At 60.5% G+C, this 23,722-nt stretch carries 18 protein-coding genes; 16 read left to right on the top strand and 2 right to left on the bottom strand.

Going from position 1 to position 23,722, the window contains the following annotated elements:
- Nucleotides 1–39 precede the first annotated feature (39 nt).
- On the top strand, nucleotides 40–1,236 hold the full coding sequence (locus OIL77_04255) for a DUF362 domain-containing protein (GenBank protein HJI44631.1): 1,197 nt from the start codon (nucleotides 40–42) through the stop codon (nucleotides 1,234–1,236).
- A gap of 163 nt (nucleotides 1,237–1,399) precedes the next feature.
- On the opposite strand, the gene OIL77_04250 is transcribed toward OIL77_04255, so the two are convergent.
- Nucleotides 1,400–2,365, bottom strand: a complete 966-nt coding sequence (locus tag OIL77_04250) for an alpha/beta hydrolase (protein ID HJI44630.1) — start codon at nucleotides 2,363–2,365, stop codon at nucleotides 1,400–1,402.
- Nucleotides 2,366–2,551: 186 nt separating this feature from the next.
- On the opposite strand from OIL77_04250, the gene OIL77_04245 reads away from it, so the two are divergent.
- The 8 genes from OIL77_04245 to OIL77_04210 all read left to right on the top strand — a co-directional run bounded on the left by OIL77_04245 (nucleotide 2,552) and on the right by OIL77_04210 (nucleotide 11,781).
- Nucleotides 2,552–3,235 (top strand): hemolysin III family protein, encoded by a 684-nt coding sequence (locus tag OIL77_04245; protein HJI44629.1) that lies wholly within the window; start codon nucleotides 2,552–2,554, stop codon nucleotides 3,233–3,235.
- Between the two features lie 110 nt (nucleotides 3,236–3,345).
- Nucleotides 3,346–4,719: a hemolysin family protein gene (locus OIL77_04240; GenBank protein HJI44628.1), complete on the top strand. Its 1,374-nt coding sequence runs from the start codon at nucleotides 3,346–3,348 to the stop codon at nucleotides 4,717–4,719.
- 24 nt (nucleotides 4,720–4,743) lie between these two features.
- Complete coding sequence (locus tag OIL77_04235; protein ID HJI44627.1) at nucleotides 4,744–5,577, top strand: hypothetical protein; 834 nt, start codon at nucleotides 4,744–4,746, stop codon at nucleotides 5,575–5,577.
- Nucleotides 5,578–5,713: 136 nt separating this feature from the next.
- Nucleotides 5,714–6,103, top strand: a complete 390-nt coding sequence (locus OIL77_04230; protein HJI44626.1) for a YtxH domain-containing protein — start codon at nucleotides 5,714–5,716, stop codon at nucleotides 6,101–6,103.
- Complete coding sequence (locus tag OIL77_04225) at nucleotides 6,103–6,858, top strand: PRC-barrel domain containing protein (protein ID HJI44625.1); 756 nt, start codon at nucleotides 6,103–6,105, stop codon at nucleotides 6,856–6,858. Before OIL77_04230 ends, OIL77_04225 begins: the two co-directional genes overlap by 1 nt.
- A 72-nt stretch (nucleotides 6,859–6,930) precedes the next feature.
- Nucleotides 6,931–8,337 carry a polysaccharide deacetylase family protein gene (locus OIL77_04220; protein ID HJI44624.1) on the top strand — a complete coding sequence of 469 codons (1,407 nt, stop codon included), beginning with the start codon at nucleotides 6,931–6,933 and terminating at the stop codon, nucleotides 8,335–8,337.
- Nucleotides 8,338–8,665: 328 nt separating this feature from the next.
- A complete protein-coding gene (locus OIL77_04215) occupies nucleotides 8,666–10,510 on the top strand; it encodes a CBS domain-containing protein (GenBank protein ID HJI44623.1) in 1,845 nt (614 codons plus the stop codon).
- 74 nt (nucleotides 10,511–10,584) lie between these two features.
- Nucleotides 10,585–11,781 (top strand): Nramp family divalent metal transporter, encoded by a 1,197-nt coding sequence (locus OIL77_04210; GenBank protein HJI44622.1) that lies wholly within the window; start codon nucleotides 10,585–10,587, stop codon nucleotides 11,779–11,781.
- Nucleotides 11,782–12,324: 543 nt separating this feature from the next.
- Here OIL77_04210 and OIL77_04205 read toward each other — a convergent pair.
- Nucleotides 12,325–14,541 (bottom strand): acyltransferase, encoded by a 2,217-nt coding sequence (locus OIL77_04205; protein HJI44621.1) that lies wholly within the window; start codon nucleotides 14,539–14,541, stop codon nucleotides 12,325–12,327.
- A 187-nt stretch (nucleotides 14,542–14,728) separates the two neighbouring features.
- Between OIL77_04205 and OIL77_04200 the strand changes: the two genes are divergently transcribed.
- From OIL77_04200 to OIL77_04170, 7 genes are all read left to right on the top strand, one after another.
- Nucleotides 14,729–15,691, top strand: a complete 963-nt coding sequence (locus OIL77_04200; GenBank protein HJI44620.1) for a ribokinase — start codon at nucleotides 14,729–14,731, stop codon at nucleotides 15,689–15,691.
- A gap of 30 nt (nucleotides 15,692–15,721) precedes the next feature.
- The gene (locus OIL77_04195; protein ID HJI44619.1) at nucleotides 15,722–16,696 is read left to right on the top strand and encodes a nucleoside hydrolase; all 975 of its coding nucleotides are present in this window, start codon (nucleotides 15,722–15,724) and stop codon (nucleotides 16,694–16,696) included.
- A 249-nt stretch (nucleotides 16,697–16,945) separates the two neighbouring features.
- A complete protein-coding gene (locus OIL77_04190) occupies nucleotides 16,946–17,785 on the top strand; it encodes a PRD domain-containing protein (GenBank protein ID HJI44618.1) in 840 nt (279 codons plus the stop codon).
- A 70-nt stretch (nucleotides 17,786–17,855) separates the two neighbouring features.
- Nucleotides 17,856–19,304: a PTS transporter subunit EIIC gene (locus OIL77_04185; protein ID HJI44617.1), complete on the top strand. Its 1,449-nt coding sequence runs from the start codon at nucleotides 17,856–17,858 to the stop codon at nucleotides 19,302–19,304.
- Between the two features lie 146 nt (nucleotides 19,305–19,450).
- Nucleotides 19,451–20,869 (top strand): 6-phospho-beta-glucosidase, encoded by a 1,419-nt coding sequence (locus tag OIL77_04180; GenBank protein HJI44616.1) that lies wholly within the window; start codon nucleotides 19,451–19,453, stop codon nucleotides 20,867–20,869.
- 182 nt (nucleotides 20,870–21,051) lie between these two features.
- On the top strand, nucleotides 21,052–22,062 hold the full coding sequence (locus OIL77_04175; GenBank protein HJI44615.1) for a LacI family DNA-binding transcriptional regulator: 1,011 nt from the start codon (nucleotides 21,052–21,054) through the stop codon (nucleotides 22,060–22,062).
- A gap of 258 nt (nucleotides 22,063–22,320) precedes the next feature.
- Entirely contained in the window at nucleotides 22,321–23,721 is a 1,401-nt protein-coding gene (locus tag OIL77_04170; GenBank protein HJI44614.1) for an L-fucose/L-arabinose isomerase family protein, read from the top strand.
- Nucleotide 23,722 lies beyond the last annotated feature (1 nt).

The following is a 23,722-nucleotide window of genomic DNA, read 5'->3' as shown; positions in this document are numbered from 1 at the left end:
CTATGTCTGTAACGCCATATAGACCGAGGGGATAGATCTATGACCGCAACTGCACCCGCTAAGGTGTACTTCACCAACCTGCGCACGCATGCTCGCGAGAGCCAGCTCGACAAGCTCAAGCGCCTCATCCGTCACGCCGGTATCGAGCAGATCGACTTCGAGAACAAGTTCGTCGCCATCAAGATTCACTTTGGCGAGCTGGGCAACCTGAGCTTTTTGCGCCCCAACTACGCCCGCGCCGTCGCGGATGTCGTGAAGGAGCTGGGCGGCAAGCCCTTCCTCACCGACTGCAACACGCTCTATGTCGGTAGCCGCAAAAACGCGCTCGAGCACATCGATACCGCCTACCAGAACGGCTTTACCCCGTATGCTACGGGTTGCCAGATCATCATTGCCGACGGCCTCAAGGGCACCGACGAGGCGCTTGTTCCGGTCGAGGGCGGCGAGTACGTGCACGAGGCCAAGATCGGTCAGGCGCTCATGGATGCCGATATCGTGATCAGCCTCACCCACTTTAAGGGTCATGAGCAGGCCGGCTTTGGCGGCGCCATGAAGAACCTGGGCATGGGCGGCGGCAGCCGCGCCGGCAAGATGGAGCAGCATGCCGCCGGCAAGCCGAACGTCTCGACCGAGCACTGCGTTGGCTGCCGTGCCTGCGAAAAGATCTGCGCGCACGACGCTGTCTCGTTCAACGACACCCGCGAGCGCGAGCTTGCCAACGGCAACACCCGCACGGTGCACGTGGCCACCATCGACCACGATCGCTGCGTGGGCTGCGGTCGCTGCATTGCGGCATGCAACCAGGACTGCATCAAGCCCGGCTATGACGCCGCGGCCGACGTGCTCAACTGCAAGATCGCCGAGTACACCAAGGCCGTCGTCGACGGTCGCCCGAGCTTCCATATCTCGCTTGCCATGGATATCAGCCCCAATTGCGATTGCCATCCCGAAAACGATACGCCTATCGTCAACGACATCGGCATGTTCGCGAGCTTCGACCCGGTCGCCATCGACCAGGCCTGCGCCGATGCCGTCATGGCATCCGAGCCGCTGCCAAACACCGAGCTCACCGATAGCGCGGCCAAGATGGAGCACAACCACGAGCATCTGGAGGGCGAGCAGGCCAAGGATCCCTTCTGCATCACGCATCCCGACACCGACTGGCGAGTGTGCATCGCGCATGCCGAGAAGATCGGCCTGGGCACGAGCAAGTACGAGCTTATCGAGGTCAAGTAGCGCCTAGCTATTGGACAAAATAAGCGCCTTTGTAGCGTAAGTTGAGCAAAAGCCGCCCGTGAGCACAGCGCCCACGGGCGGCTTTTTGGAAGTGCGAGGAAAATCGAATAGCGCCGACCACAAACCGATTTTTGGCAACAAAACCCCAGACGTTGCTTTTTGCCTAAAAATACTCGTCGAGGAAGTCGTCGACCGTGTTCCAGTAGAGTTCGGGGTCGACCTGCGCGCTCTTGGCGTGGGTGGCGCCATGGACGGTGAGCTTTTGCTTGACCTTGCTGGCGCACGCGTCGTAGTTTTGGTCGAGCATGCTGTACGGCACAAAGGTGTCTTGGTCACCGTGGATAAACAGCATGGGAACCGTCGCGCGCTTGAGCTGTTCCACGCTGCTCGCCTTATGAAAGTCGTAGCCCGCGCGCACGTTGCACACCAAGTTTGCTACATCGAGCAAGGGAAAGCTGGGCAGGCCGAACACGTCCTTGAGCTGCAGAGAAAACTCGTCCCAAACACTCGTATAACCGCAGTCCTCGATAATGCATTTCACGTTTGCGGGCAGAGATTCCCCCGCGACGTTCATGGCGGTCGCCGCGCCCATGGATTCGCCAAAGACCAGGATGCGCGCCTTGGGGTCAGCCTGAACGATTCGCTCGATCCATGCGACGATGTCGAGGCGTTCGGGCCAGCCCATGCCGATATAGTCGCCGCCGGAGCGCTCGTGGGCGCGGGCGGCGGGTGCGAGTACGTTCATGCCGCGGTCGTGGAATCGCTTGACGTATCGGGCCATACCGATGGGCTCGTTGGTATATCCATGCAGGCAGACGGCGTAGTCGTGTGCGCTCTCCGACGCAGCAAAATACCAGGCGGCAAGCTCGGTCCCATCGTCCGCGGTGAGGCTGCTGCTCTCGCGGTTCTCCTTAAACCACGCCCGCGCCTCGGTATCCTCGGCATCCGGCTGCTCACCTTCTTTGTCGTTCTTGCTATCCTGCATCATCTTCATGGTGTATGGCGCGCGGGGATTCAGCGCGAAGTCAAACAGAAAGTTGCCGGCAAATCCGAGCAGCGCAACGACAACCACTAGTGCAACGATGCCGGCTATCTTGAGCTTTCGATGGGAACGTGCGTTTTGAGCCATGCGGTATTCTCCTATAAGATGTTAATACATCAACATTTAATGCAAGCGCATTATGGACGTTCGCCGTTGATGCGTCAACAGGCAAAGAATGGGTAAACAAAGGGTCACGTATGGTGCAAATTTCGCACGTACCTAGACGCTTTGATATAGTGTTGAGAACTCTTTACGTTGGAGGATGTAACCGGCATGTCCGATTCGAGCGACAGTTCTAAGCCGCGACCCAAGACCGCGGTCGTTCCACACTACACAGTGGGCGAGGAGATCATGAACTCCGTCACCCATGGTGTCGGCTGCCTGCTGGGTATCGCGGGCCTGGTGCTCCTGATCGTATTCGCCGCCCTGCGCGGCGGAGGCCCGGCCCATATGGCCGCGGCGATTGTCTATGGCGTCAGCATTATCCTCGAATACCTAGCCTCCACGCTCTACCACGCGATTCAGCCCGCGCGCGCCAAGCGCGTGTTTCGCATCATCGACCACAGCTGCATCTACCTGCTCATAGCCGGCAGCTATACGCCGTTTTGCCTCATCACGCTCGCAAACGACGGCGGCGCTGTGCTGTTCTTTGCCGTATGGGCCATCGCCATCATCGGCATCGCCCTCGAGTGCTTCCTACGCGAGCGCCAGCCGCATTGGGTAAGCGGCCTGGTCTACCTGCTGATGGGCTGGCTCGTTGTCTTTAAGCTGCCCGAACTTGTTGCGCTGCTCAACCCCGTGGCACTTGCCCTGCTCGCCGTCGGCGGCGTGTGCTACACCGCGGGCGTGCCGTTCTATATCGCCAAAAACGTGCGCTATCTGCACAGCGTGTTTCACCTGTGGGTGCTCGCCGGCAGCATCTTCCAGTTCATGGCGGTGATCCTCTTCGTAATCTAGCGACCATGCCTGCGCGCCCGCGTTCTCGTTTGGGCGCCGGTGCAATTGCCGTATCCGCCATCAACGTTTTAACCTGACGTCCCGAATCTTGGAGGTTCGAGAAACTCCCGATGGACATAACCATCTCCCTTATCACCACCCTCGTTTTGACCCTCATCAACGGCTACTTCTCTATGTCCGAGATGGCGCTCACCACGGCCAAGCGCGCCGTGTTGGAGCACGAGGCCGAGGAAGGCGACAAGCGCGCCGAGCGTGCCATTAAGCTGGCTGCCGACTCCGACCAGCTGCTCGCCACCATCCAGGTCGCCATCACGCTCGTGGGCTTCGCCTCGTCCGCCGTCGCCTCGACGAGTCTGTCCGACCCGCTCGCCACGTGGCTCATGAGCTTTGGCATCGCGCCGCTCTCCGCCATCGCGCGCGGCCTGGCGCCGGTCATCATCACCGTCGCGGTCGCCTTCGTGTCCATCGTGATCGGCGAGCTTGTGCCCAAGCGCATCGGCCTGGCCAACGCCGAAGGCGTGTCCAAGCAGGTCGTGGGGCCGTTGTCGTTTTTCCAAAAGATCGCTCGTCCGCTCGTGTGGCTGACCGGCGCTTGCTCCGATGGCCTGGCCCGCATCCTGCGCATCAAGAGTGCCGACGACCGTCAGAACGTCTCGGAAGAAGAGATCAAGTACATGGTCTCGGAGCAGGACGACCTGCTCGACGAGGAAAAGCGCATGATCCACGAGATCTTCGACCTGGGCGACACCGTTGCCCGCGAGGTCATGGTGCCGCGCGTGGACACCACCATGTGCGAGGACGACGAGACGGTCGCCGACGTGCTGTCCACCATGCGCCAGACCGGCTTCAGCCGCATCCCCGTCTATCACGAGGATCCCGACAACGTCGCCGGCATTGCGCACATCAAGGACCTGATCCAACCCGCGCTCGACGGCAAGGGTGACCAGCCCATCGCCGGCTTTTTGCGCGACGCCACCTTTGTGCCCGACACCAAGGACATCCTGCCGCTACTGTCCGAGATGCAGACCTCGCACGACCAGATCGTGGTGGTCGTGGACGAGTACGGCGGCACGGCCGGCATTATCACCATCGAGGATATCGTCGAGGAGATCGTCGGCGAGATCGAGGACGAGTTCGACCCCGACAACAAGTATCTCACGCGCCTTTCGCGCCGCGAGTGGCTCGTTGATGGGCGTTTTTCGTGCGATGACGCGATTGAGCTTGGTTGGCCGCTCGAGGAAAGCGATGATTATGAGACCATCGCCGGCTGGATCTTGGAGCTTTGTGACTCGGTGCCCGACATCGGAGAGGTGTTTGAGGTCGCGGGGTACAAGTTTAAAGTGCAGTCGATGCGTGGCCAGCGCATCTCGCTCATTCGCGTGATCGCTCCGGCCGAAACCGATAAGAAGGATTCCGAGTCTTCGGTAGACGAGCCGACGACGTCGGGTGCGGGTTCCGCGAATCCGCACGACGGCGACGAGTAGGACAAGGAAGAGTAGGGGAGAGTTATGGCAGGCCTGTTCAACATCCTTAAGGTCACCGTCAGTGAGGACAAGATCTGCGCGCATGTGCTGGTGAACCCCGGCATGCCGCTCATGACCTCGGAGGACATCGAGGCCACGGCGCGCGTGTACTACCTGGTGCCCGCGATTGCCAAGCACCTGTGCCTGGGCGATTCCGGCCGCGAGTTCCAAGACTGCATGGGCCAGACCGAGCTCTGCCACCTGTTGGAGCACGTGACGGTTGAGCTCATGAACGAGACCGGTCTTGCCGGTAGCATCTCGTGCGGCCGCACCCGCGTAAGCGAACACGATGAGCGTGTCTTTGAGGTTGAGCTTTCGTGCCCCGACGACGCACTGGCCATCGGCGCGCTGTCTTCGGCCACCTTTATGATGGATTGGGCCTATCTGCACGCCGACCAGCCTACCCCCGACGTGGAAGGCACGGTCGCGGGCCTGCGCAACCTGGTGCTGGGCATGCGCGCCGAGGCCGAGGGCAAGGATCCTCACGAGGCCGTCGCCGCTGCGAACGGCGAAGATGCTGCCGAGGACGAGGGCGCTGACGAGGGCGATGTGCCGGTCGACCCCGAGCCCGCTGCCGATGTGACCGCCGAGCCCGTTCCCACCGAGCCCCAGGGCGTCCCCAACTTTGACGACGAGCCCCAGGTGGCGATCGATACCGAGGGCGCGGTTGCCGAGAACCACGAGGCTTCCGCGGCTGTCTTTGGCGGCGCGGCGACGGTTCCGGCAGGACCTGCGCATGAGGGCGGCCTGCCGCTCGTGGACGGCGCCGGCGAGGACCCGGGTGCCACAGTGGCCATGCCGGCTATGCCTCAGGAGTAGGCCTACTCGTTTATCACCATCACGTACCTGCGCTTTTGCCGTACGCAGATGAGCGGAGCGGCAAGTGATGCGCTGCGGGTATAATGGACAGCATTCAAACGGTGGGCACCGACGTGCCCGCAGGAGAGGAATGATCATGGGTAAGACTTTCAGCTTTGTCTCCGGCGCACTTTTTGGTGCCGCTGCCGGCGCTATTATCGGCGTTGCTCTGGCCCCGCGCTCGGGCGCCGAGACCCGCGCCATGGCTGCCGATATCGCCAACGACGCCTGGGACAATATGCGCGACACCTACGAGCACGGCGCCGAGGAGGCCCGTGCTGCGGTGAATGACTTTGGCCCGATGGTCGACGCCAAGACCGACGACCTGCGCGCCAAGGTCGACCTGGCCCGCGAGCGCATGGACCAGCTGCGCGAGCAGCTCAACGACGCCATTTCGGGCGGCAACGTGACGCCTGCCGCCGACGTCGTGGTCGAGAACGCCGTCGAGGCTGATACCGAGGCTGCGGAGCCCTCGACCGAGGCATAATGCGCGCTGGGGATTTTGTCGGCGCCAAGATCTATCGCAAGCCTACCGAGGACAAGCGCACCAAAAAGGACGGCACGCCGCGCAGCCCTAAAAAGCTCGGAAAGATTCACTTTCCGGTCTTTACCCCGGGCGGTACGCGCGTGGTCGGCTTTATGGTCCGCCAGTCCGATATCGCGGGCATGATCGAGCGTCCCGACCGATTCGTGGCGCTCGACGCCATTGGTGTCTACGAGGGCGCCATTGCGGTTGATGACGTCAAGGACACGTACGATGCCGCCGCCGCCAAGCGCCTCGACATCAACCTGGACGATTGCATCATCTGGGTCGGTATGGACGTGCGCACGGAATCGGGCGACGTCGTGGGCTATTGCTCGGATGTTGAGTTCAAGCCACGCTCGGGCATCGTGCAGGCATTCTATGTGACCGCCGGTGCTGCTTCGAGTGTTTTGGTTGGTGACACGCAGGTGCCGCCGACGATGCTGCGCGGCTACGAGAACGGCGCGATGGTCGTCTCGGACGAGGTCAAGTCGCTCGGGTATTCGGGCGGTGCGGCTGCCAAGGCCGCCGAGGCCAGCGTCGTGGTGGGCGACAAGGTCAAAAAGGGCGCCAAGGTGCTCGACGACAAGGGATCGGTTGCCGTGGACAAGGGCAGTCGCGCACTGGGCAAGCAGCTCGGCAAGACGCGCGGCATGTTCAAGGCCTTTAAGGACGAATACCAAAAGGCGAGCGGAGGCTCGTCAAAAGCTACAAAATAGCGACGTACCAAATGATGGGAGGCAAGCCGGAGACCTGTTGCTCCGGCTTGCTGTGTTTATGGGGGAGGGCACATGCGCCAAAACGGATCCAACTTAAACGGGCGTTCGGGTGCGCGTCCGACGGCGCGCCGCGACCTGGGGCAGCTGCCTAGCGGTCAGCGCAAGCGTCACCGTAAGCCCGGCGCGATGTATCTCAACCATAGCCGCGGCTTTAGCGATCGCAGCGCGCGCATCGGCAACAGCCGCACACCCCGTCGTTCGTCTCGCCTGCCCTATGCGCTCATCGCCGTGGGTTGCGCGCTCGTGCTGTTTATCGCTGCCGTCGTGGGCTACGTCAACCGCAGCGTGGACGTGGAGCTCAACGGCCAGAAGACCGCGGTGCGCGTGGGCTCTACGCTGCAGAATCTCATCGACGAACAGGATTTGACTGACACCTACGACGCAGGCGACCTGCTGGCCGTCGATGACAGTGTGCTCAAGCGCCATGGGGGCGAAAAGCTGTCGGTGAAGGTCGACGGCAAGCGCGTGAAGCAGGGCAAATGGGATAGCCGCGAACTCGAGGGTGGCGAGAAGGTGACGGTCAAGGATGGCCGTAACACCTACGAGAAACACGAGGTTCAGGCTACGGTTATCGAGCCCAAGCTCAAGGTCGAGGGCACGGGTGCTATCGAGTATGTGCAGACGTGGGGTGTCCAGGGCCGCTCCGAGGTGTGGGTTGGTGAGCAGTCGGGCAAGACGCAGGATCGCGGCGAGGTTGTGCCCGCCACCGATTGCGTTGTTGCGTGCGCCAGCGTGGCGCCCAAGGGCAACAAAAAGTACGTGGCGCTGACGTTTGACGAGGGTCCGAGCGGCGCCACCAAACAGATCTTGCAGGTGCTCAAGGAAAAGGGCGTCACCGCGACGTTCTTCCTTTCGGGCGATGCGGTCGAGGCCTCGCCTGCCACGGCCAAGGCGATTGTCGATGCCGGGTGCGAGATCGGATCCAACAGCTACAGCGACGATTCGCTCAAGGGTCAGGACCGTGAGGCGGTACGCGAACAGATCACGAAAGGCACCGATGCGATTAAGTCGGCGACCGGCGTGAAGACGATGCTACTGCGTGCTCCCTACGCTGCCTTTGACGAGCAAAACTGGATTGATGCGATGGACCTGGTCTCCGCCGTGGTCTCGTGGAATATCGACTCGGGCGACTGGCTACTCAACGGTGCCGACGAGCAGGTCTCGACGGTGCTCGATTCGGTGACGCCGGGCAATATCGTGCTGCTCACCGATAGAGACGAATGCGCCGAGCAGACGCTCGAGGCGCTGCCGCAGATTATCGACGGCCTCATCGCCGACGGCTACAAGATCGTGACGCTCAGCGACCTGGTCAAGACGGACACGTCGCTGAGCAAAAAGCTCACCTCGCTGACGAAGGCCACCATGCCCAAGGACGCTGTGCTCCCCCAACTTGCCGAGGACAATGACACCACAGAGTAGTTATTGGGTAGTCATTTAAGAACGTCCCCAATGGCTATGTCACGGATACGTCAGCGTTTGGTATGCCTGCAATGTGCAGCGCATAAATTCGATGCCGCAGGGCGATGCTGATGCTATAGTTACTGCGGTTAATGAGGGTCAAGAGAAAGGTTACAGGTGAAATCCAAACCTCGACCATACAGTCGATGACCCCATGCAGGTGCTTTTTGCGCATGCACGGGGTGTAAGCGTCGAGCGGCGTGCCGCCCGCGCATGCGTATACATATCCAGAAGCCCCCGGACGTCGCACATGCGGCCGCGTTCGGAGGAATAATGATGGGGAGCACCATTGAATTATCTGAGTGAGATGCTCAAATTGCCGGTCTTGGACGTCGATGGCGAAAAGCTCGGCGTGGTCAACGATTTTGGCATTGCTACCGGCGAAGTTTTTCCGCACGTGACGTCGCTCGCGTTCCGCGGACCCGGCAAGACGCCGTTTATGATCAGCTGGCGCAAATGGGTCGACCGTATCGACGAGACGGGTGTACACCTTAAGACGTCGGCCACCGAAATCCGTTTTTCGTACCTGCAGCCGACCGAACTCTTGCTTGCCCGCGACGTGCTCAACAAGCAGATTGTCGACACGCAGGGCATGAAGGTCGTGCGCGTAAACGACATCAAGTTTTCCATGTCGGGCGAAAACCAGCTGCGCCTGCTGGGCGCCGAGGTCGGTGCTCGCGGTCTGCTACGCGCCATCAGCCCCGCGCTCGAGCATATCGTCGAAGGCTTTATGAAGCACCTGGGCAAGCCACTCAGTGAGGACATCATCGCTTGGTCCTACATGGACCTGCTCGACCGCTCGACCAAGAACATTCAACTCTCGGTGTCGCACAAGACGCTCGGCGAGCTGCACCCTGCCGACATCGCCGACATTATCGAGCAGCTCGACCCGCGCCTGCGTGCGCAGGTGTTTGCACAGCTCGATACTGCCCAGGCCGCCGAGGCCATCTCGGAGTTCGATGACGACGAGCTTATGACCGAGATGCTCGAGGGCCTGTCCGATACCGACGCATCGTCGATGCTGGCCATGATGGACCCGGACGACGCTGCCGACCTGATCGACGAGCTCGATTATGAGAAGGCTGAGAAGCTCCTGCGCCTGATGGGCGTCAAGGAGGAGAAGGCGATTCGTAATCTGTTGGGCTACGAGGACAACACCGCCGGCCGCATCATGACCTCGGAGTTTGTCTCGCTGCCCGCCACGGCGACGGTCGGCGATGCCATCGAGGCGATTCGCAAACTCGACGAGGACTTCGAGAGCGTCTACTACGTCTATACCGAGGACCCGAGCGGCATGCTGACGGGCGTGCTTTCGCTGCGCACGCTGATCGTGGCCGACCGCGACGCCACGCTGGGCCAGCTCGCCTATCGCGATCTGGTCTACGTGTCGCCCGACGAGGACCAGGAAGACGTGACGGACGAGATGACCAAGTACGACCTGGTTGCCATCCCTGTCTGCGACGAGAACCGTCATATCCTGGGTATCGTGACCTTCGACGACGCCATGGACGTTATCGCCGAGGAGCATCAGGAGGACCTGCAGATCGCCGGTGTCGGCTCGGGCGATAGCGCGTCGGACGACTCGACGAACGTGCTCAGCTGGTTCGTGCATCGTCAGTACTGGGTCGTCGTGTGGGGCATCGCCTCGTGCATTATGGCGACCGTGCTGGGGACGGCGCTGGGCTCCGCGCATCTGGTGGTGTTCCCCATGTGCGCCATGCCGCTCGTGCTGCTGGCTGCCTCGCGCATGGTGTCGTTCGTCAAGAACTACTTCCTCGAGTACGACGGTCACGACGACGAGCCCAAACCGTACCTGGGATTCTTCTTCCAGAGCACGGGTATGGGCCTGATCCTTTCGCTTGTTACTTACCTGTGCGCGCAGCTGGTGCGCACTGCCGCGTTCCCCGATGCCACCATGTTTGAGGAGCAGCTCTTTACCGGCTGCTTTAACATCGCTGCCGTCATTTGCCTGGTTGGCAACATGAGCGCTGTGATTTATCTGATGATGCTGTTCTGGCGCGATGAGCACGACCTCAATACGTCGGGTACTGCCATGAACGTCATCGCCGTCATGATCTCGTGTGTGGCGTACTGCATCGCCGCGGTGCTGCTCACCATGTCGGTCATGGGGTAGGTGGTCGCGTGCAAAATACGAAGCAAAAGCCGAGCATCAAGCAAAAGCTGACCATCGCCGCCATCTTTGGCGCCATGGGCCCCGGTCTGCTGGCGGCACTTTCGGGCAATGACGCCGGCGGCATCGCCACGTATTCCAGCGCGGGCGCCAGCTATGGCTATAAGATGCTCTGGATGCTTCCCGTCATGACCGTGCTGCTTATCGTGACGCAGGAGACCGCGGCGCGCTGCGGATGCGTCACGGGTAAGGGCCTGGCGTCGCTCATTCGCGAGCGCTTTGGCGTGCGCAAGAGCGTGCTGGCCATGGCGGCGCTGTTGATCGCCAACACGGCGGTGACCATCTCGGAGTTCGCGGGTATCGCGAGTGGCCTTGCTCTGTTTGGCGTTCCGGCGAGCATCTCGGTGCCGCTCGTGGCGCTGCTGGTGTGGATGCTTACCATGTCGGGCAGTTTCCAGCGCATCGAGAAGATTTTGCTGCTGGTAAGCTGCGTGTTCGTGACCTACATCGTCGCCGCGTTTATGGCCGGCCCCAACTGGGGCGAGGTCGCGGTCGACTTGGTCGTCCCCAATATTCAGAACGATCCCAGCTACGTGTCGCTCGTGGTCGCAACGATCGGTACTACCATCGCACCGTGGATGATCTTCTTGGCTCAGAACAACGTGGTCGATAAGAATGCGGGCGAGGACGACATCGTGCTGCAGCGTATTGATACCGTGAGCGGCTCGATCGCCGCTGATATCATTGCTGGCTTCATTATCATCACGACCGGTACGGTGCTGTTTCCGGCGGGTATTCAGATTAGCGATGCCGCCGATGCCGCCCGCGCGCTGGAGCCCATCGCGGGTCAGTGGTCCACGGTGTTGTTTGCCTCAGGTCTGGTCGCGGCGAGCTTCTTGGCCGCCTGCGTGCTGCCGGGCGTTACGTCGAGTGCTATCTGCGAGGCATTTGGTTGGGAGCGCGGCGCCGACCGCAGCTGGGACGAGGCCCCGGTTTACCGCGGCATCATTACGGCTATCATTGGCATCTCTGCCGTGTTGGTGCTCATGCCTGGCGTCGATTTGTTCCAGATTATGATGACCTCGCAGGTCATCAACGGCGTGCTGCTGCCCGTAGTCTTGGTATTCCAGGTGGTTATCGCGGCGGATCGCCACATTATGGGCGCCAACCGCAACGGCCGCGTATGGAACGTGCTCACTTGGGCGACTATCGGCGTGATTACGGTGCTGACGGTCGTCATGTTTGCGCTGCAAGCGATGGGCTACAGTGCTTAACGCTCACTTTTGGTTCTTAACAGGCCGCCGCCATGGGCTGCGGCCTGTATTTTGTCTGCTATAGAGTGTTAGTTATATGGCAGTGGGCAAAAAATGCCAAATATGAGTACTGTTGCTAAGTGAATAGCATTTACATCCAAGAAGATAATGAACATAACCCATAGTATGTTCATTAAATTGGCTCCAATACGCCTTAAACCAGTCAGGTTGGCTGCTTTAGGGGGTTGTAGGGGATGCTCGGACGTCTTTTTGGGTGGTTTTGCCTGCGACTAAAATGGTAACAGTACTCATATTTGCCCTTTTTTGCCCACGGACCTTTGAGGTCGCGGCGAAAAGGGCTTGTTTTGATTGTTTGGGGCAGGCGCGAGGCGCGGAAACGATGTCTGGAGCGGCGGAGCGGCTTGGAATTCATCCGCAGAGGTCTTCATTGGCCGCGCCAGGAGTGCCTCCAGGTGCCGGTAGTTAAGGAGCGCCCCTAACTGCCGCAGGGGGCGTCGGCCACGGCCGACGCCCCCTGCGGGTGTAAACAGATTTTGCTGCGCGTTACTTGTCGGTGCCCAGCTTGTGCGGCTTGTAGGCGAGGGCATTGACGAGTGCGTCGGCGGCGGACTTGACGGCTGCCGGCTGCGGATCGTTGACATGGTCCTCGGGGTGCACGGGCAGGTCTTTCATGACCGCATCGTGGATCAGGTTGAGGTACTCGGTCACGCCGGTAGTCGACAGGTGCGTGCCGTCGCCGTCGAACAGGTCGTTGCGGTTGGCGCTGTGCCCGTACCAGTCGATAACGCGTACATTCTTGTAGCGCGTGGCGGCGTTGGCGATGGCCTGGTTCGTGGACCCGACCCACGGCTGCGGGCTACGCGTGTTTACAAACACGACAATACGCTGCTCGCCGGCGTCGGCCATGATCGCGTCGACCTGGGCGTCCGTTACCAAACCGTTGGTGCCCAGGGCAAAGACCACGATCTTGCCGGCAAGGTTCTGCTGGATATAGCCCTCAAATGTCGCGCGGCCCGCATCAAACTGGCGGCCCTTTTCGGCATCGATATGGCTGTGCGGGAACACGCCGTCAAAGGAATCAACGGCGCGCAGTGACACGGAGTCACCGATCATCAACAGGTCGTAGGAGCCATCGGGGAAGCCGTCGTTGTCCTTGTCGGTGTCGTCGGCCGCCTGCTGGTCGGTGGGCGCGGTGTTTTCGGCTTCCTTGTTCAGAACTTCGGCGCCCTCGCCGCTCAGCGCAGACGTCTCGGGCACAAAGATCAGACCGCCCAGTGCAACGACCAACACGACAGCGCAGGCTGCGCAGACAGGGACGTGCGCGCGTGCCCAGTTGGCGGGCGTGGTGGTGCCATCGCGGAATTCGGCGACGGTGCGGCCGAAGGCACCCTTCCTAAATGGCGTTTCGATAAAGCGATAGGAACACTCGGCTACGGCGACCACCAGCAGCACCTGCAAAATGTACTGCCACCAGGGCGTATCGTTGATGTTGGCGACCGGGTTCATGAGCAACAGCAGCGGATAGTGCCACAGGTAGATGCTGTACGAGCGTTTGCCAATCCACACGAGCGGCTCGGCGGACAGCGCACGGGCAACCATTCCCTGGGGCTGCACGCAGGCCGCGATGACCATGAGCGTGAGGATGGAGCACAGCAGCGTGCCTCCGCGATACTGGAACGCGGTGTAGCCGTTGGTGAGCGCGACCATGGCGGCAAGGCCAACCAGACCCACGAGGCCCAACACATCGATGGATGCGGGCGAGGACCAAAAGCGCACGAGGGCGCTCGGCTGTGCCGGGGCGGTCTCGGCTGCTTCGTCGGCCTTCTCGCCAGGCTTGCCCTCGGCGTTCTTGCCGTGCTTGGCGGCGCCAGCTAGGCGATTGAGCCCCAAACGACGAGCGAGACGCACCGGCGCCAGGTCGCGATCGGGGATAAAGGCCATCCAGGCACCCAGCAGCAGCGAGAACACACGGGTGTCGGTGCCGTAGTACACGCGGCTGGGGTCGGCGGCAGGGTTATAGAGCACCATCATGGCGATGGCGGAGACAGCAGCTAGGCCCAGAACCACGCGGCGCGTGTTGGGCTTGCTCACATGCATGGATACCATGGCAAACAGCAGTGGCGGCCAAATCAGGTAGAACTGTTCCTCGATGGCAAGCGACCAAAAGTGCGTGAGTGGCGAGGGGTCGCCCAGAGCATTGAAGTACGAGACGTTTTGGGCAATCTGCCACCAGTTGTTGAAGAACAGCAGCGACGGCAGGATGTCGGGGCGCATCTTGGTGAGCATCACGTGGTTAAAGATGGTGCACAGCGCGCAGGTCACCACCACGACGGTCACCACGGCGGGGACCAGGCGACGGATGCGGCGAATCCAGAAGCTCTTGAGGTCGATGCGTCCGGTCTTAGCGACTTCGTTGAGCAGCAGGCGCGTGATCAGATAGCCCGAAAGCACAAAGAAAATCGTGACACCGAGCAGACCGCCCTGCGCCCACGTGAGGTTGAGGTGATAGAGCACCACCGCGACGACGGCAAGCGTGCGCAGGCCGTCAAGGGCAGGGATGTAGCGGGACTTGGGGCGAGCAGGCGTCTGCTCCGCGGCGGGAGTGTTGGCGCGGCCCGCGTTGTTGGCAGAAGTGCGATGGGGGCTCGCGGTGCGTCGCGGCTCGTTGGCACGGCGTTCGCTCTTCACGCGTTCGTGCGGCGCCGGCTCGTTGCCCGTGCGGCGTCGACCGCGCGAGCCCGATTGCGAGAATTGTTCCATAAAACATCATCCAATGACGAGAATAATCAGCACGCCTTCATTGTAGCTGCCTGCTCCTGTGAATGCTTGCTGCTGGCGCAAGCTCAAGCGCGCGTCCACATCAAAGTGAACTAAAGTTATAGGGGGTGCGAGAGTGCACGATCGACGACTGGCGGTGGGTATAAGGCCCGCAGATGAGGAGGTTTCCATGGCAGATCGCGGCATCGTTGCGGTGTTCGGCAGCATGAACATGGACCTTTCGGTGGCGTGCGAGCGCATGCCGCGCGCGGGCGAGACCGTCGGCGGTAGCGGCTTTATCACCAACGCCGGCGGTAAGGGCGCCAACCAGGCCGTCGCCGCTGCGCGCATGGGTGCGCGCACGTGCATGATCGGCGCTGTTGGGCGCGATACCTTTGGCGATGCGCTTGTGGCAGGGCTCCAGGATGCTGGCGTGGGCGTTGAGTTCGTGGCGCTTCGCGATGACGTGGAGACCGGTACCGCGACCATCATTCGCTGCGAGGGCGACAACCGCATCATACTGTCACCGGGCGCCAACCATGCGCTTGCGGGCGCGGACGTTGCCTGCGCGCTGAGGCGTCTGGTGGCCCATGAGCTCGACGGCGACGCCAGCGAGATTGCCCCGGCTGCCGGAAGCGTCTTTATCGCCCAGGGTGAATGTGACCTTGCAGCGACGGCCGAGGCGCTTGTTTGCGCTCATGGGCTGGGGTTCTATACGGTCTTTAATCCGGCGCCTGCCTGCGAGCTGCCTGCGGAGGTCTGGCCTGCGGTCGACCTGGTCTGTCCCAACGAGACCGAGTGCCAGGTTCTGACGGGCATTCTGCCCACGGATGATGTGAGTTGCGTCGCCGCGCTCAATGCGCTGCTCGACAAGGGCGCCGGCGCTGCGGTCATCACGTTGGGCGGTGCCGGCTCGGTTACGCTCGGCGATGGCGGTGAGCTGCTGCGCATGCTGGCACTTTCGAGTACGGTAGTCGATACCACGGCCGCCGGCGATACGTTTATCGGCGCGTTGGCGGCGGCTCGCCTAGAGGGCTTGCCGCTCTTTGAGTGCATGGCCGCGGGTGCTCGCGCCTCGGCAGTGACGGTGTCGCGCCTGGGCGCTCAGCAATCGATTCCCACGCGCGCCGAAGTTGAACATTGGTTTAGTTAAACGATAAAGACGGAGAAGCGGAGTAGAACAATGGCAATCAAGAAGCTGATCCTTGATCTGGATATGGGTGTGGACGATGCGATGGCGCTGGCCTATGCCATCGCGAGCCCCGAGGTGGAGCTCGTGGGCATCACCACGTGCTTTGGCAACGTGCGCGTCGAGCAATCGGCGCACAACTGCCTGGCGGTGCTCGATCTGCTGGGTCGCCCCGAGGTTCCGGTGTACCTGGGTGCCGACCGTCCTCTGCAGGCGACTGAGCCCTATACGCCGCCGGCGTCCACCGCGCTCATTCACGGCAAGAACGGCATCGGCGGCGCGAGCGTGCCCGCGTCGCCCTACGAGCCGGTGGGGGCGACCTCGGCCGACGGCAACGCTGCGGTCGATTATCTGATCGATGCCGCGCGCACCTATGGTCCCGATCTGGTCTACGTAGCGACTGGCCCGCTCTCCAACCTGGCGCTCGCCCTGGAGCGCGATGCGGCGGCGATGATGTCCATCGGCCGCGTGGTCGTAATGGGCGGCGCCCTTACCGTGCCCGGTAACGTGAGCGCGGGCGCCGAGGCCAATATGGCGAGCGACCCCGAGGCAGCCGACGCAGTGCTGCGCTCGGGCCGTAAGCTCACCATGGTGGGTCTGGACGTGACGCATCGCGTGGTGCTCACACGCCGCGACATTGCCGGCTGGACGGGCTCGGGCACCATGGCGGGCTGCGCATTTGCGAGCATGGTCGAGCACTACATTGGCTCGTACGAGATGAACGCCCCTTACCTGGGCGGCTGCGCGCTGCACGATCCGCTTGCCGTTGCCGTGGCGATTGATCCCACGCTCGTGGGCGCACTTGGTTGCAACTTGCGCGTCGACCTGCTCGGCGAGTATCGCGGCCGCACTATCTGCGACGAGCATCGCCTGTCCGACCCCGACAAGAGCGCGCTTGTGGCACTCACCGTGGACGCCCCGCGCTTTCTGTCCGAGTTCAAGGCGCGCATGGCCCGCATCCTAGGCTAGGCTCGGGATCGAAGCACGCCCATCTGCTCGATGTGGCCGCTGGCGGGCCGACATCTACCGTTCGCCAGCCCGATGGTCCCCGGGGCGGGGAGAGCGCTATAATGCATTCTGCATCTTGGATTGTTACTCCTGTGTGGAGGCATGCCCAAGAGCAATACAACACGGATTGTTACGTAAGGCATGACCGCAATAGCACTGCTATTGGCTATCATGCCTTTTTCTGTGAGTGTTCTTGAAAGGAGGTTCACCATGCTTGCAATTAAAAAGCTTAACAACAACGCGGTTCTTTGCCGTGACGGACAGGGGCGAGATGTCATCGCCATGGGCAGGGGCGTCGGTTTCGGCGGAGATTTTCCTCGAGAGCTCCCTCTTTCTAAAATCGAGCATACGTTTTACGACATTGATCCTAAAGGACAAGATGTCATGAGGGATCTTCCCTCGGATATCGTGATGTTTGCGGCGAAAGTTATGGACATCGTTGCCAACGAACTGCCCTACGACCTCTCGACCAATGCGACGCTGTTCATGGCTGATCACCTGTCGTTTGCCGTTGCGCGAGCCCAAAAGGGGGTCCGCATCGCGATGCCTCTTGCCTATGAAGTGCGGGAGACGTATCCGAAGGAATACAAGGCTGCCCAGTTTATCGTCATGCGACTCGAGAAGGAGCTCGGAGAGCGGCTTCCCAAGGATGAGATTGCCAGTATTGCGATGAATCTCGTGAACGCACGGGTTGTTGAAGCCGTCAAAGCCACGGCCGAGCCCGCAAAGCAGTTCGACGATATGCTCGAGGACGTTATCGAGATTCTCGAAAGCGATTTCCGCATTATTGTCGACCGCGATTCCTTTGATTTCACCCGCTTCGCCACGCATCTGCGGTACCTGTTCAAGCGCATTCAAGCCGGCGAGTCGCTGAACAGCGCCAACATGCAGATGTACAAGAACTTTCGTGAGGAGTTTCCGCAGTTGGCAGAGTGCGTGAAGCATATCGGTTCCTATTGTCGTGAAACGTGGGACGCCACGCTCTCCGAGGAGGAGGAACTCTATCTGATGATCCATCTCAACCGGATCATCTCCAAAAAAGGATTGTAACCCGTAGCCATTCGGGGCATGACCTTTGCCGATTCGAACAGTAAGCCAAGATTGTGCAAAGGAGCCAATGATGGCAAATTACAAAAAGGTGGCAGAGCAGATTCTCTCCACTGTGGGCGGGGCGGAAAACGTGGCTTCGGTTACGCATTGCATGACGCGCCTGCGCTTCAACCTCAAGGATGAAAGCCTCTCGAATGATGAGAAGCTTGAGGACATCTCGTCTATCATCAGCGTCGTGCACGCCGGAGGGCAGGTGCAGCTGGTGGTCGGGCCCACGGTCGACAAGGTCTACGACGAGGTTTGTAAGCAGGGCGGATTCGAGGTCACGGTATCGATTGACGAGGAACTCGATGGCCCTCAGCTTAGCTGGAAGGAGCGCTTGGCGCCCAAGCACCTCTTCAATCAGCTGCTCGATGCCGTGAGCGGCGCTATCACCCCGATCCTTCCGATCTTTTGTGTCGCCGGTATCTTCAAGATGCTCGTTATTCTGTTTGGGCCCGAAGGCGCCGGTTTTATGTCCGAAACGAGCGACCTGTATCGGATCCTTTCCCTGGTGGGCGATGCGGCGTATTACTACTTCCCGGTGTTTGCCGCCTATAGCTCGGCTAAGAAGTTCAAAACGAGTCCTGTGCTGGCACTGCTCATCGCTGTTGTGATGATTTATCCCGACATGCTCGCTATTGTTGAGGACGGAAAGCCTTTCAGCGTCTTCGGCATCCCCATGCAGCTCGTCAACTACACCCAGGCTGTTCTTCCGGTCATCTTGATCACCTGGGCCCAGTCCTATGTTGAGCGCTTCTTTAAGAAGATCTCGCCTGATATGTTGCGCATTCTGATCGTACCCGTGGGTACGGTGCTCGTGATGTTGCCGGTCGCGCTGTGCCTCTGCGGCCCTGCCGTCCAATTTGTCATGGGCCTTGTGGCCGATTTCATCATTTGGCTCGCCTCTGTTGCCGGTCCCGCTGCGACCGCGGTTATCGGCGCATTCTGGAATCTGATCATCGCCACCGGCATGCACGTGCCGATCTATACCGCCATATTGCCCGCCGCGCTCCAGAACGGTTACGACGCCATCTTATACCCCGGCACCGCGGTTGTAGCCTACACCACGCTTGCCATCGCGCTCGCCTATGGCCTGCGCGCTAAGGACAAGGAGAGTCGAGCCACGGGCTGGAACTTGTTCATCACCTATGCCTTCGGTCGCGTGAGTGAGCCCATCATCTACGGCATCCTGTTTCGCGACAAGAAGGCTCTTGCCTGGAACATGATTGGTGGTGCTGTCGGTGGTCTGCTGGTAAGCCTTCTTCATGCCAACGTCTATATCTTCACTGGCGTTGGTTTCCCATGGATGAACGTGCTCATGTTTGCTCAGGATATCATCCCTGGCACCATCGGGTGTCTTGCTGGCGGTGCCGTGACGTTTGCGTTGGCGATGATTTTTGGATTTGAAGGACAGGAGAAGATGCCGTTGAAGTCCAAGAACGGCGATTCTGAGGCCGTTGAATCCGTCGAGGCATAAGAGGCTACTACACAAATATGCTCCCCAGCCGTTGCGCGGTCCGACCCCTTGGCCGCGCAACGGTACTGTGCTGTTGCGCGGCACTTGCCGAGTCCGTTGCGTTCGACAGTGTGGGCCGGGAATTTGATAGAAAGGACGACACCATAATGTTTAGAGAAGATTTTTTATGGGGCGGGGCTCTGGCTGCAAACCAGTGCGAGGGAGGATGGAACGAAGGCGGTCGCGGTTTAGCCAATTCCGACATGCTGCCGTTTGGCGATCAACGCATGGACGTCATGCGGGGAGACCTTGATCCGCGTGCGTTGGCACCCGACAGCTTCTATCCCGCTCGCAAGGGCATTGATTTTTACCATAGGTACAAGCAGGATATTGAACTGTTTGCCCAGATGGGTTTTAAATGCCTGCGCTTATCAATCGCCTGGAGCCGCATTTTTCCCAAAGGAGACGAAGCCGAGCCCAATGAAGAAGGCCTTGCCTTTTACGAGGATGTTTTTAGGACGTGTCGCGCGCATGACATTGAGCCTTTGGTGACGCTCAACCACTATGATGTCCCCATGCATCTCGTCGATGCGTATGGCGGATGGCGCGATCGCAGGCTGGTCGACCTGTTCGAGCGATATTCGCGTACCGTGTTCGAGCGCTATCGGGGATTGGTCAATTATTGGCTGACCTTTAACGAGATCAACATCATGACGCAGGCGTGCTTTATGGCGGCGGGGATCATCTTCGAGCAAGGGGAGAATCGCTATGCAACGGTTCACACGGCCGTGCACCATGTATTGGTTGCGAGCGCCCGTGCGGTCGGGGCGTGTCATGAACTGTGCCCTGGGGCGAAGATCGGTTGCATGCTCAACGCAGGTGTCTTCTATCCGGCTACATGTGATCCGGACGATGTGCTGGCTGCGCAGGCTGAGAATCGCAGCCATTACATGTTTACCGACGTCCAGGTGCGCGGTGCGTACCCGAGCTATGTTCTCAAGGAATACGCCCGCCATGGTTTTGAGGTGCCCTATCGGGATGATGACCGCGAAGTACTGGCTGCAAACCTGGTCGATTTCGTCTCGTTTTCTTATTACTCGACGCGCGTCGCAAAAGCGCATGCGGAAGGTCAGTTCGATTCGAACCTTCTTCGCTCGGCGCCTAATCCGTATCTAAAACAGGAGCCTTGGGGGAGGTTTATCGACCCCAAAGGGCTGCGCGTCACCATGAATGAAATCTGGGATCGCTATCAAAAGCCGCTGTTCATCGTCGAAAACGGTTTGGGTGCTCCTGATGTGCCGGAAGATTCGGGTGAAATAGAAGACGACTATCGAGTTGAATACCTGCGGGCCCACATCGAGGCGATGAGGGAGACCGTCGAGCTCGACGGGGTGGAACTCATGGGATATACCTGTTGGGGCCCGATCGATTTGGTTTCGGTCGCCACAGGACAGATGCGTAAGCGCTACGGGTTTATCTATGTCGATCGAGACGATAGCGGTGCGGGCTCGTTTGAGAGACGTAAAAAGAAAAGCTTCGAATGGTACCGACGCGTAATAGCAAGCAATGGCGAAGACCTTGCGTAATAACGTTAAGATGGACAAATGCGCCCGTTGGGGGAATAGTCGTGCCACTTCGCTTGACAACAGGCTAAACTAGCTATTAAACATTTACTATTCTGTTTAGATTGAATTTGCGGTCGTTTAGTTGCCGAGCCACGGGGCGGTCAAGCCACGATGCTCGGCCGCGACCGATGCTAGGGGGAACGATGGCTAAAGCAAGCGTCCGCGAGATCAGCCGCATTACCGGCTTTTCGCCCGCAACCGTGTCCAACGCGCTCAACCGCAAGCGCAGCGTGAGCGAGGAGACCGCCAAGGTCATCCTGGAGTGCGCGCAGTCGCTTGGCTATCAGCAGTCGACGCAGCTCGAGAGCATCCAGTTTGTGCTTGCGCGCAAGACGGGCGCCATCCTGGACGAGAGCACCTTCCATCCCGCGGTCATCGAGGGCGTGGAGCGCCAGGCGCGTCGCCACGGCATGAGCACGAGCTTTGTCTCGCTCGACTTTAGCGACCTGGACGCCGTGCGCCCGCAGGTCGAGGGCCTGATCGCCGACCCGTCGGCCGCCATCGTGCTGATGGGTACCGAGCTGGGCGAGGAGGACTACGCCCTGTTCGCCGACGCTGCCGCCCACCTGATTGTGCTCGACGGCTGGAGCGATCGCCAGTACTTCGATGCCGTAGTCATCGCCAACACCGATTCGGTGCTGCGTGCCGTGGATTACCTTATCGAGAAAGGCCACAGGCAAATCGGCTATCTGGCGGGCGACCTTCGGATCCGCAACTTTAAGGACCGCGAGCGCGGCTATCGCCAAGCGCTTGAGGACGCGGGCCTCGAGGCCAATCCGGCATGGCGTGTCACGTTGGGCACCACGCTCGAGGGTGCCTATCGCGACATGGGCGTGTGGCTCGACAACGTCTCGCGCGACGATCTGCCGACGGCTTTCTTTGCCGAGAACGACGTGCTCGCCGTGGGCGCCATGCGCGCGTTCAACGAGCACGGTATTCGCGTGCCCGAGGATGTCTCGATCATCGGCTTTGACGACCTGTCTTTGGGCGCCTTCTCCAACCCGCCGCTCACCACGGTGCATGTTCCCAAGCACGAGGTGGGCGAGATCGCGGTGCGTCGCCTGGTGGGCAACATCCGCAACCCCAAGAGCTATACCTGCAAGACGGCCGTGTCGACCTACTTTGTCGAGCGCCAGAGCGTGTGCGAGATCTAGGCGAAGAAAACGCCGGGGCGCAGGGCGGCAAAGCTCGCTAAGGCAGCCATATCTAACGCTACTAAGAGAGGGTCCTTCGGGGCCCTCTTTTTGTTTCCCTTGTATGTTCAGTTTGTTTACATACCGTTTAGGCTGATTTCTCTACCGTTTACGGGACTTTCGCGCTAGACTATTAAACAAAAGAGTAAAACATTTAGTAAACAGAACAAAACGAAACATGCGTCTGTTTACTGAACATGTGATTAGGGGAGGACGTACATGGACAAGATCAAGCTCGGCTTTGTGCCCACGCGCCGCAGCATCTTTAGCGCGCCGGACGCAATCAAGTATCGCGGCCTGACGGCTGATCGCCTGCGCGAGATCGGCGTCGACATCGTGGATATCGACGACATCAATGACGAGGGCCTGCTGTTCGACGACAGCCACATTGAGCCTATCGTCAAGAAATTCCGCGCCGAGGGCGTCGATGGCATTATGCTGTGCCACGCCAACTTTGGCACCGAGTACGTTTGCGCTCGCCTTGCCCGCGAGCTCGGCCTGCCCGTGCTGCTGTGGGGCCCGCGCGACGAGCGCCCCGAGCCCGATGGCACCCGCCTGCGCGATAGCCAGTGCGGTCTGTTCGCCACCGGCAAGGTCCTGCGCCGCTTCCAGGTTCCCTTCACCTACATGACCAACTGCCGCCTGACCGACCCCGAGTTCGAGCGCGGCGTTTGGGACTTTTTGGCCGTTTGCAACGTGGTCAAGACCTTCAAGCACACCCGCATCCTGCAGATGGCCACCCGTCCATTCGACTTCTGGTCGACCATGTGCAACGAGGGCGAGCTGCTCGAGAAGTTCAACATCCAGCTTTCGCCTATCCCCATGACCGAACTTGTCCAGGCTGTGCGCGACGCCCAGGCCGACGAGCAGGCCATGGCCGCCATGCTTGCCCACATCAACGACAGCTTTGAGATCTGCATCCCCGAGGACAAGGTCCCTGCGGTCGCCGGTCTTGCCATCGCCATGAAGCGCTTGGTCGAGAAGTATGGCTGCAACGCCGGTGCCATTCAGTGCTGGAACGCTCTGCAGGACGAGCTGGGCATTATGCCCTGCGCCGCCAACGCCATCCTCAACGAGATGGGCATTCCTATCGTATGCGAGACCGATATCCACGGCGCCATCACCGCGCTGATGGTCGAGGCCGCCGACCTGGGCCGTCACCGCGGCATGTTCGCCGACTGGACCGTGCGCCATCCCGATAACGAGAACGGCGAGCTGCTGCAGCATTGCGGCCCCTGGCCCTGCAGCTGCGCGGCCGTCAAGCCCAAGCTCACCTACCCGCTGGCTTTCGATCACCCCGGCGCGCTGACGGCCGAGGCCAAGCACGGCGACCTCACCCTTGCCCGCTTTGACGGTGACAACGGCGAGTACTCGCTGCTACTGGGCAACGCCCGCGGCATCGACGGCCCGGCCGGCATGGGCACCTACCTGTGGGTCGAGGTCGACAACCTCAAGCGCCTCGAGGCCAAGATCGTCGAGGGTCCCTACATCCACCACTGCGTGGCCATCCACGCCAACGTGGTGCCGGTGCTCTACGAGGCGTGCAAGTATATCGGCATCGCTCCCGACCTGTACGACCCCATTGAAGAAGACGTCAAAGCCTACCTGCGAGGAGAGTAGA

The organism is Coriobacteriaceae bacterium, from assembly GCA_025993015.1.
In the GTDB taxonomy this organism is placed as follows: domain Bacteria; phylum Actinomycetota; class Coriobacteriia; order Coriobacteriales; family Coriobacteriaceae; genus Collinsella.
Note: the sequence above shows the minus strand (reverse complement) of the source record. Positions and strands in the feature narration are given on the sequence as shown.

Coding starts and splice junctions, on each gene's coding strand:
- OIL77_04180 (HJI44616.1), top strand. CDS start 19,451: ATGTTTAGAGAAGATTTTTTATGGGGCGGGGCTCTGGCTGCAAACCAG.
- OIL77_04250 (HJI44630.1), bottom strand. CDS start 2,365: ATGGCTCAAAACGCACGTTCCCATCGAAAGCTCAAGATAGCCGGCATC.
- OIL77_04185 (HJI44617.1), top strand. CDS start 17,856: ATGGCAAATTACAAAAAGGTGGCAGAGCAGATTCTCTCCACTGTGGGC.
- OIL77_04225 (HJI44625.1), top strand. CDS start 6,103: ATGCGCGCTGGGGATTTTGTCGGCGCCAAGATCTATCGCAAGCCTACC.
- OIL77_04190 (HJI44618.1), top strand. CDS start 16,946: ATGCTTGCAATTAAAAAGCTTAACAACAACGCGGTTCTTTGCCGTGAC.
- OIL77_04220 (HJI44624.1), top strand. CDS start 6,931: ATGCGCCAAAACGGATCCAACTTAAACGGGCGTTCGGGTGCGCGTCCG.
- OIL77_04240 (HJI44628.1), top strand. CDS start 3,346: ATGGACATAACCATCTCCCTTATCACCACCCTCGTTTTGACCCTCATC.
- OIL77_04230 (HJI44626.1), top strand. CDS start 5,714: ATGGGTAAGACTTTCAGCTTTGTCTCCGGCGCACTTTTTGGTGCCGCT.
- OIL77_04170 (HJI44614.1), top strand. CDS start 22,321: ATGGACAAGATCAAGCTCGGCTTTGTGCCCACGCGCCGCAGCATCTTT.
- OIL77_04205 (HJI44621.1), bottom strand. CDS start 14,541: ATGGAACAATTCTCGCAATCGGGCTCGCGCGGTCGACGCCGCACGGGC.
- OIL77_04235 (HJI44627.1), top strand. CDS start 4,744: ATGGCAGGCCTGTTCAACATCCTTAAGGTCACCGTCAGTGAGGACAAG.
- OIL77_04200 (HJI44620.1), top strand. CDS start 14,729: ATGGCAGATCGCGGCATCGTTGCGGTGTTCGGCAGCATGAACATGGAC.
- OIL77_04195 (HJI44619.1), top strand. CDS start 15,722: ATGGCAATCAAGAAGCTGATCCTTGATCTGGATATGGGTGTGGACGAT.
- OIL77_04210 (HJI44622.1), top strand. CDS start 10,585: ATGGGCCCCGGTCTGCTGGCGGCACTTTCGGGCAATGACGCCGGCGGC.
- OIL77_04175 (HJI44615.1), top strand. CDS start 21,052: ATGGCTAAAGCAAGCGTCCGCGAGATCAGCCGCATTACCGGCTTTTCG.
- OIL77_04255 (HJI44631.1), top strand. CDS start 40: ATGACCGCAACTGCACCCGCTAAGGTGTACTTCACCAACCTGCGCACG.
- OIL77_04245 (HJI44629.1), top strand. CDS start 2,552: ATGTCCGATTCGAGCGACAGTTCTAAGCCGCGACCCAAGACCGCGGTC.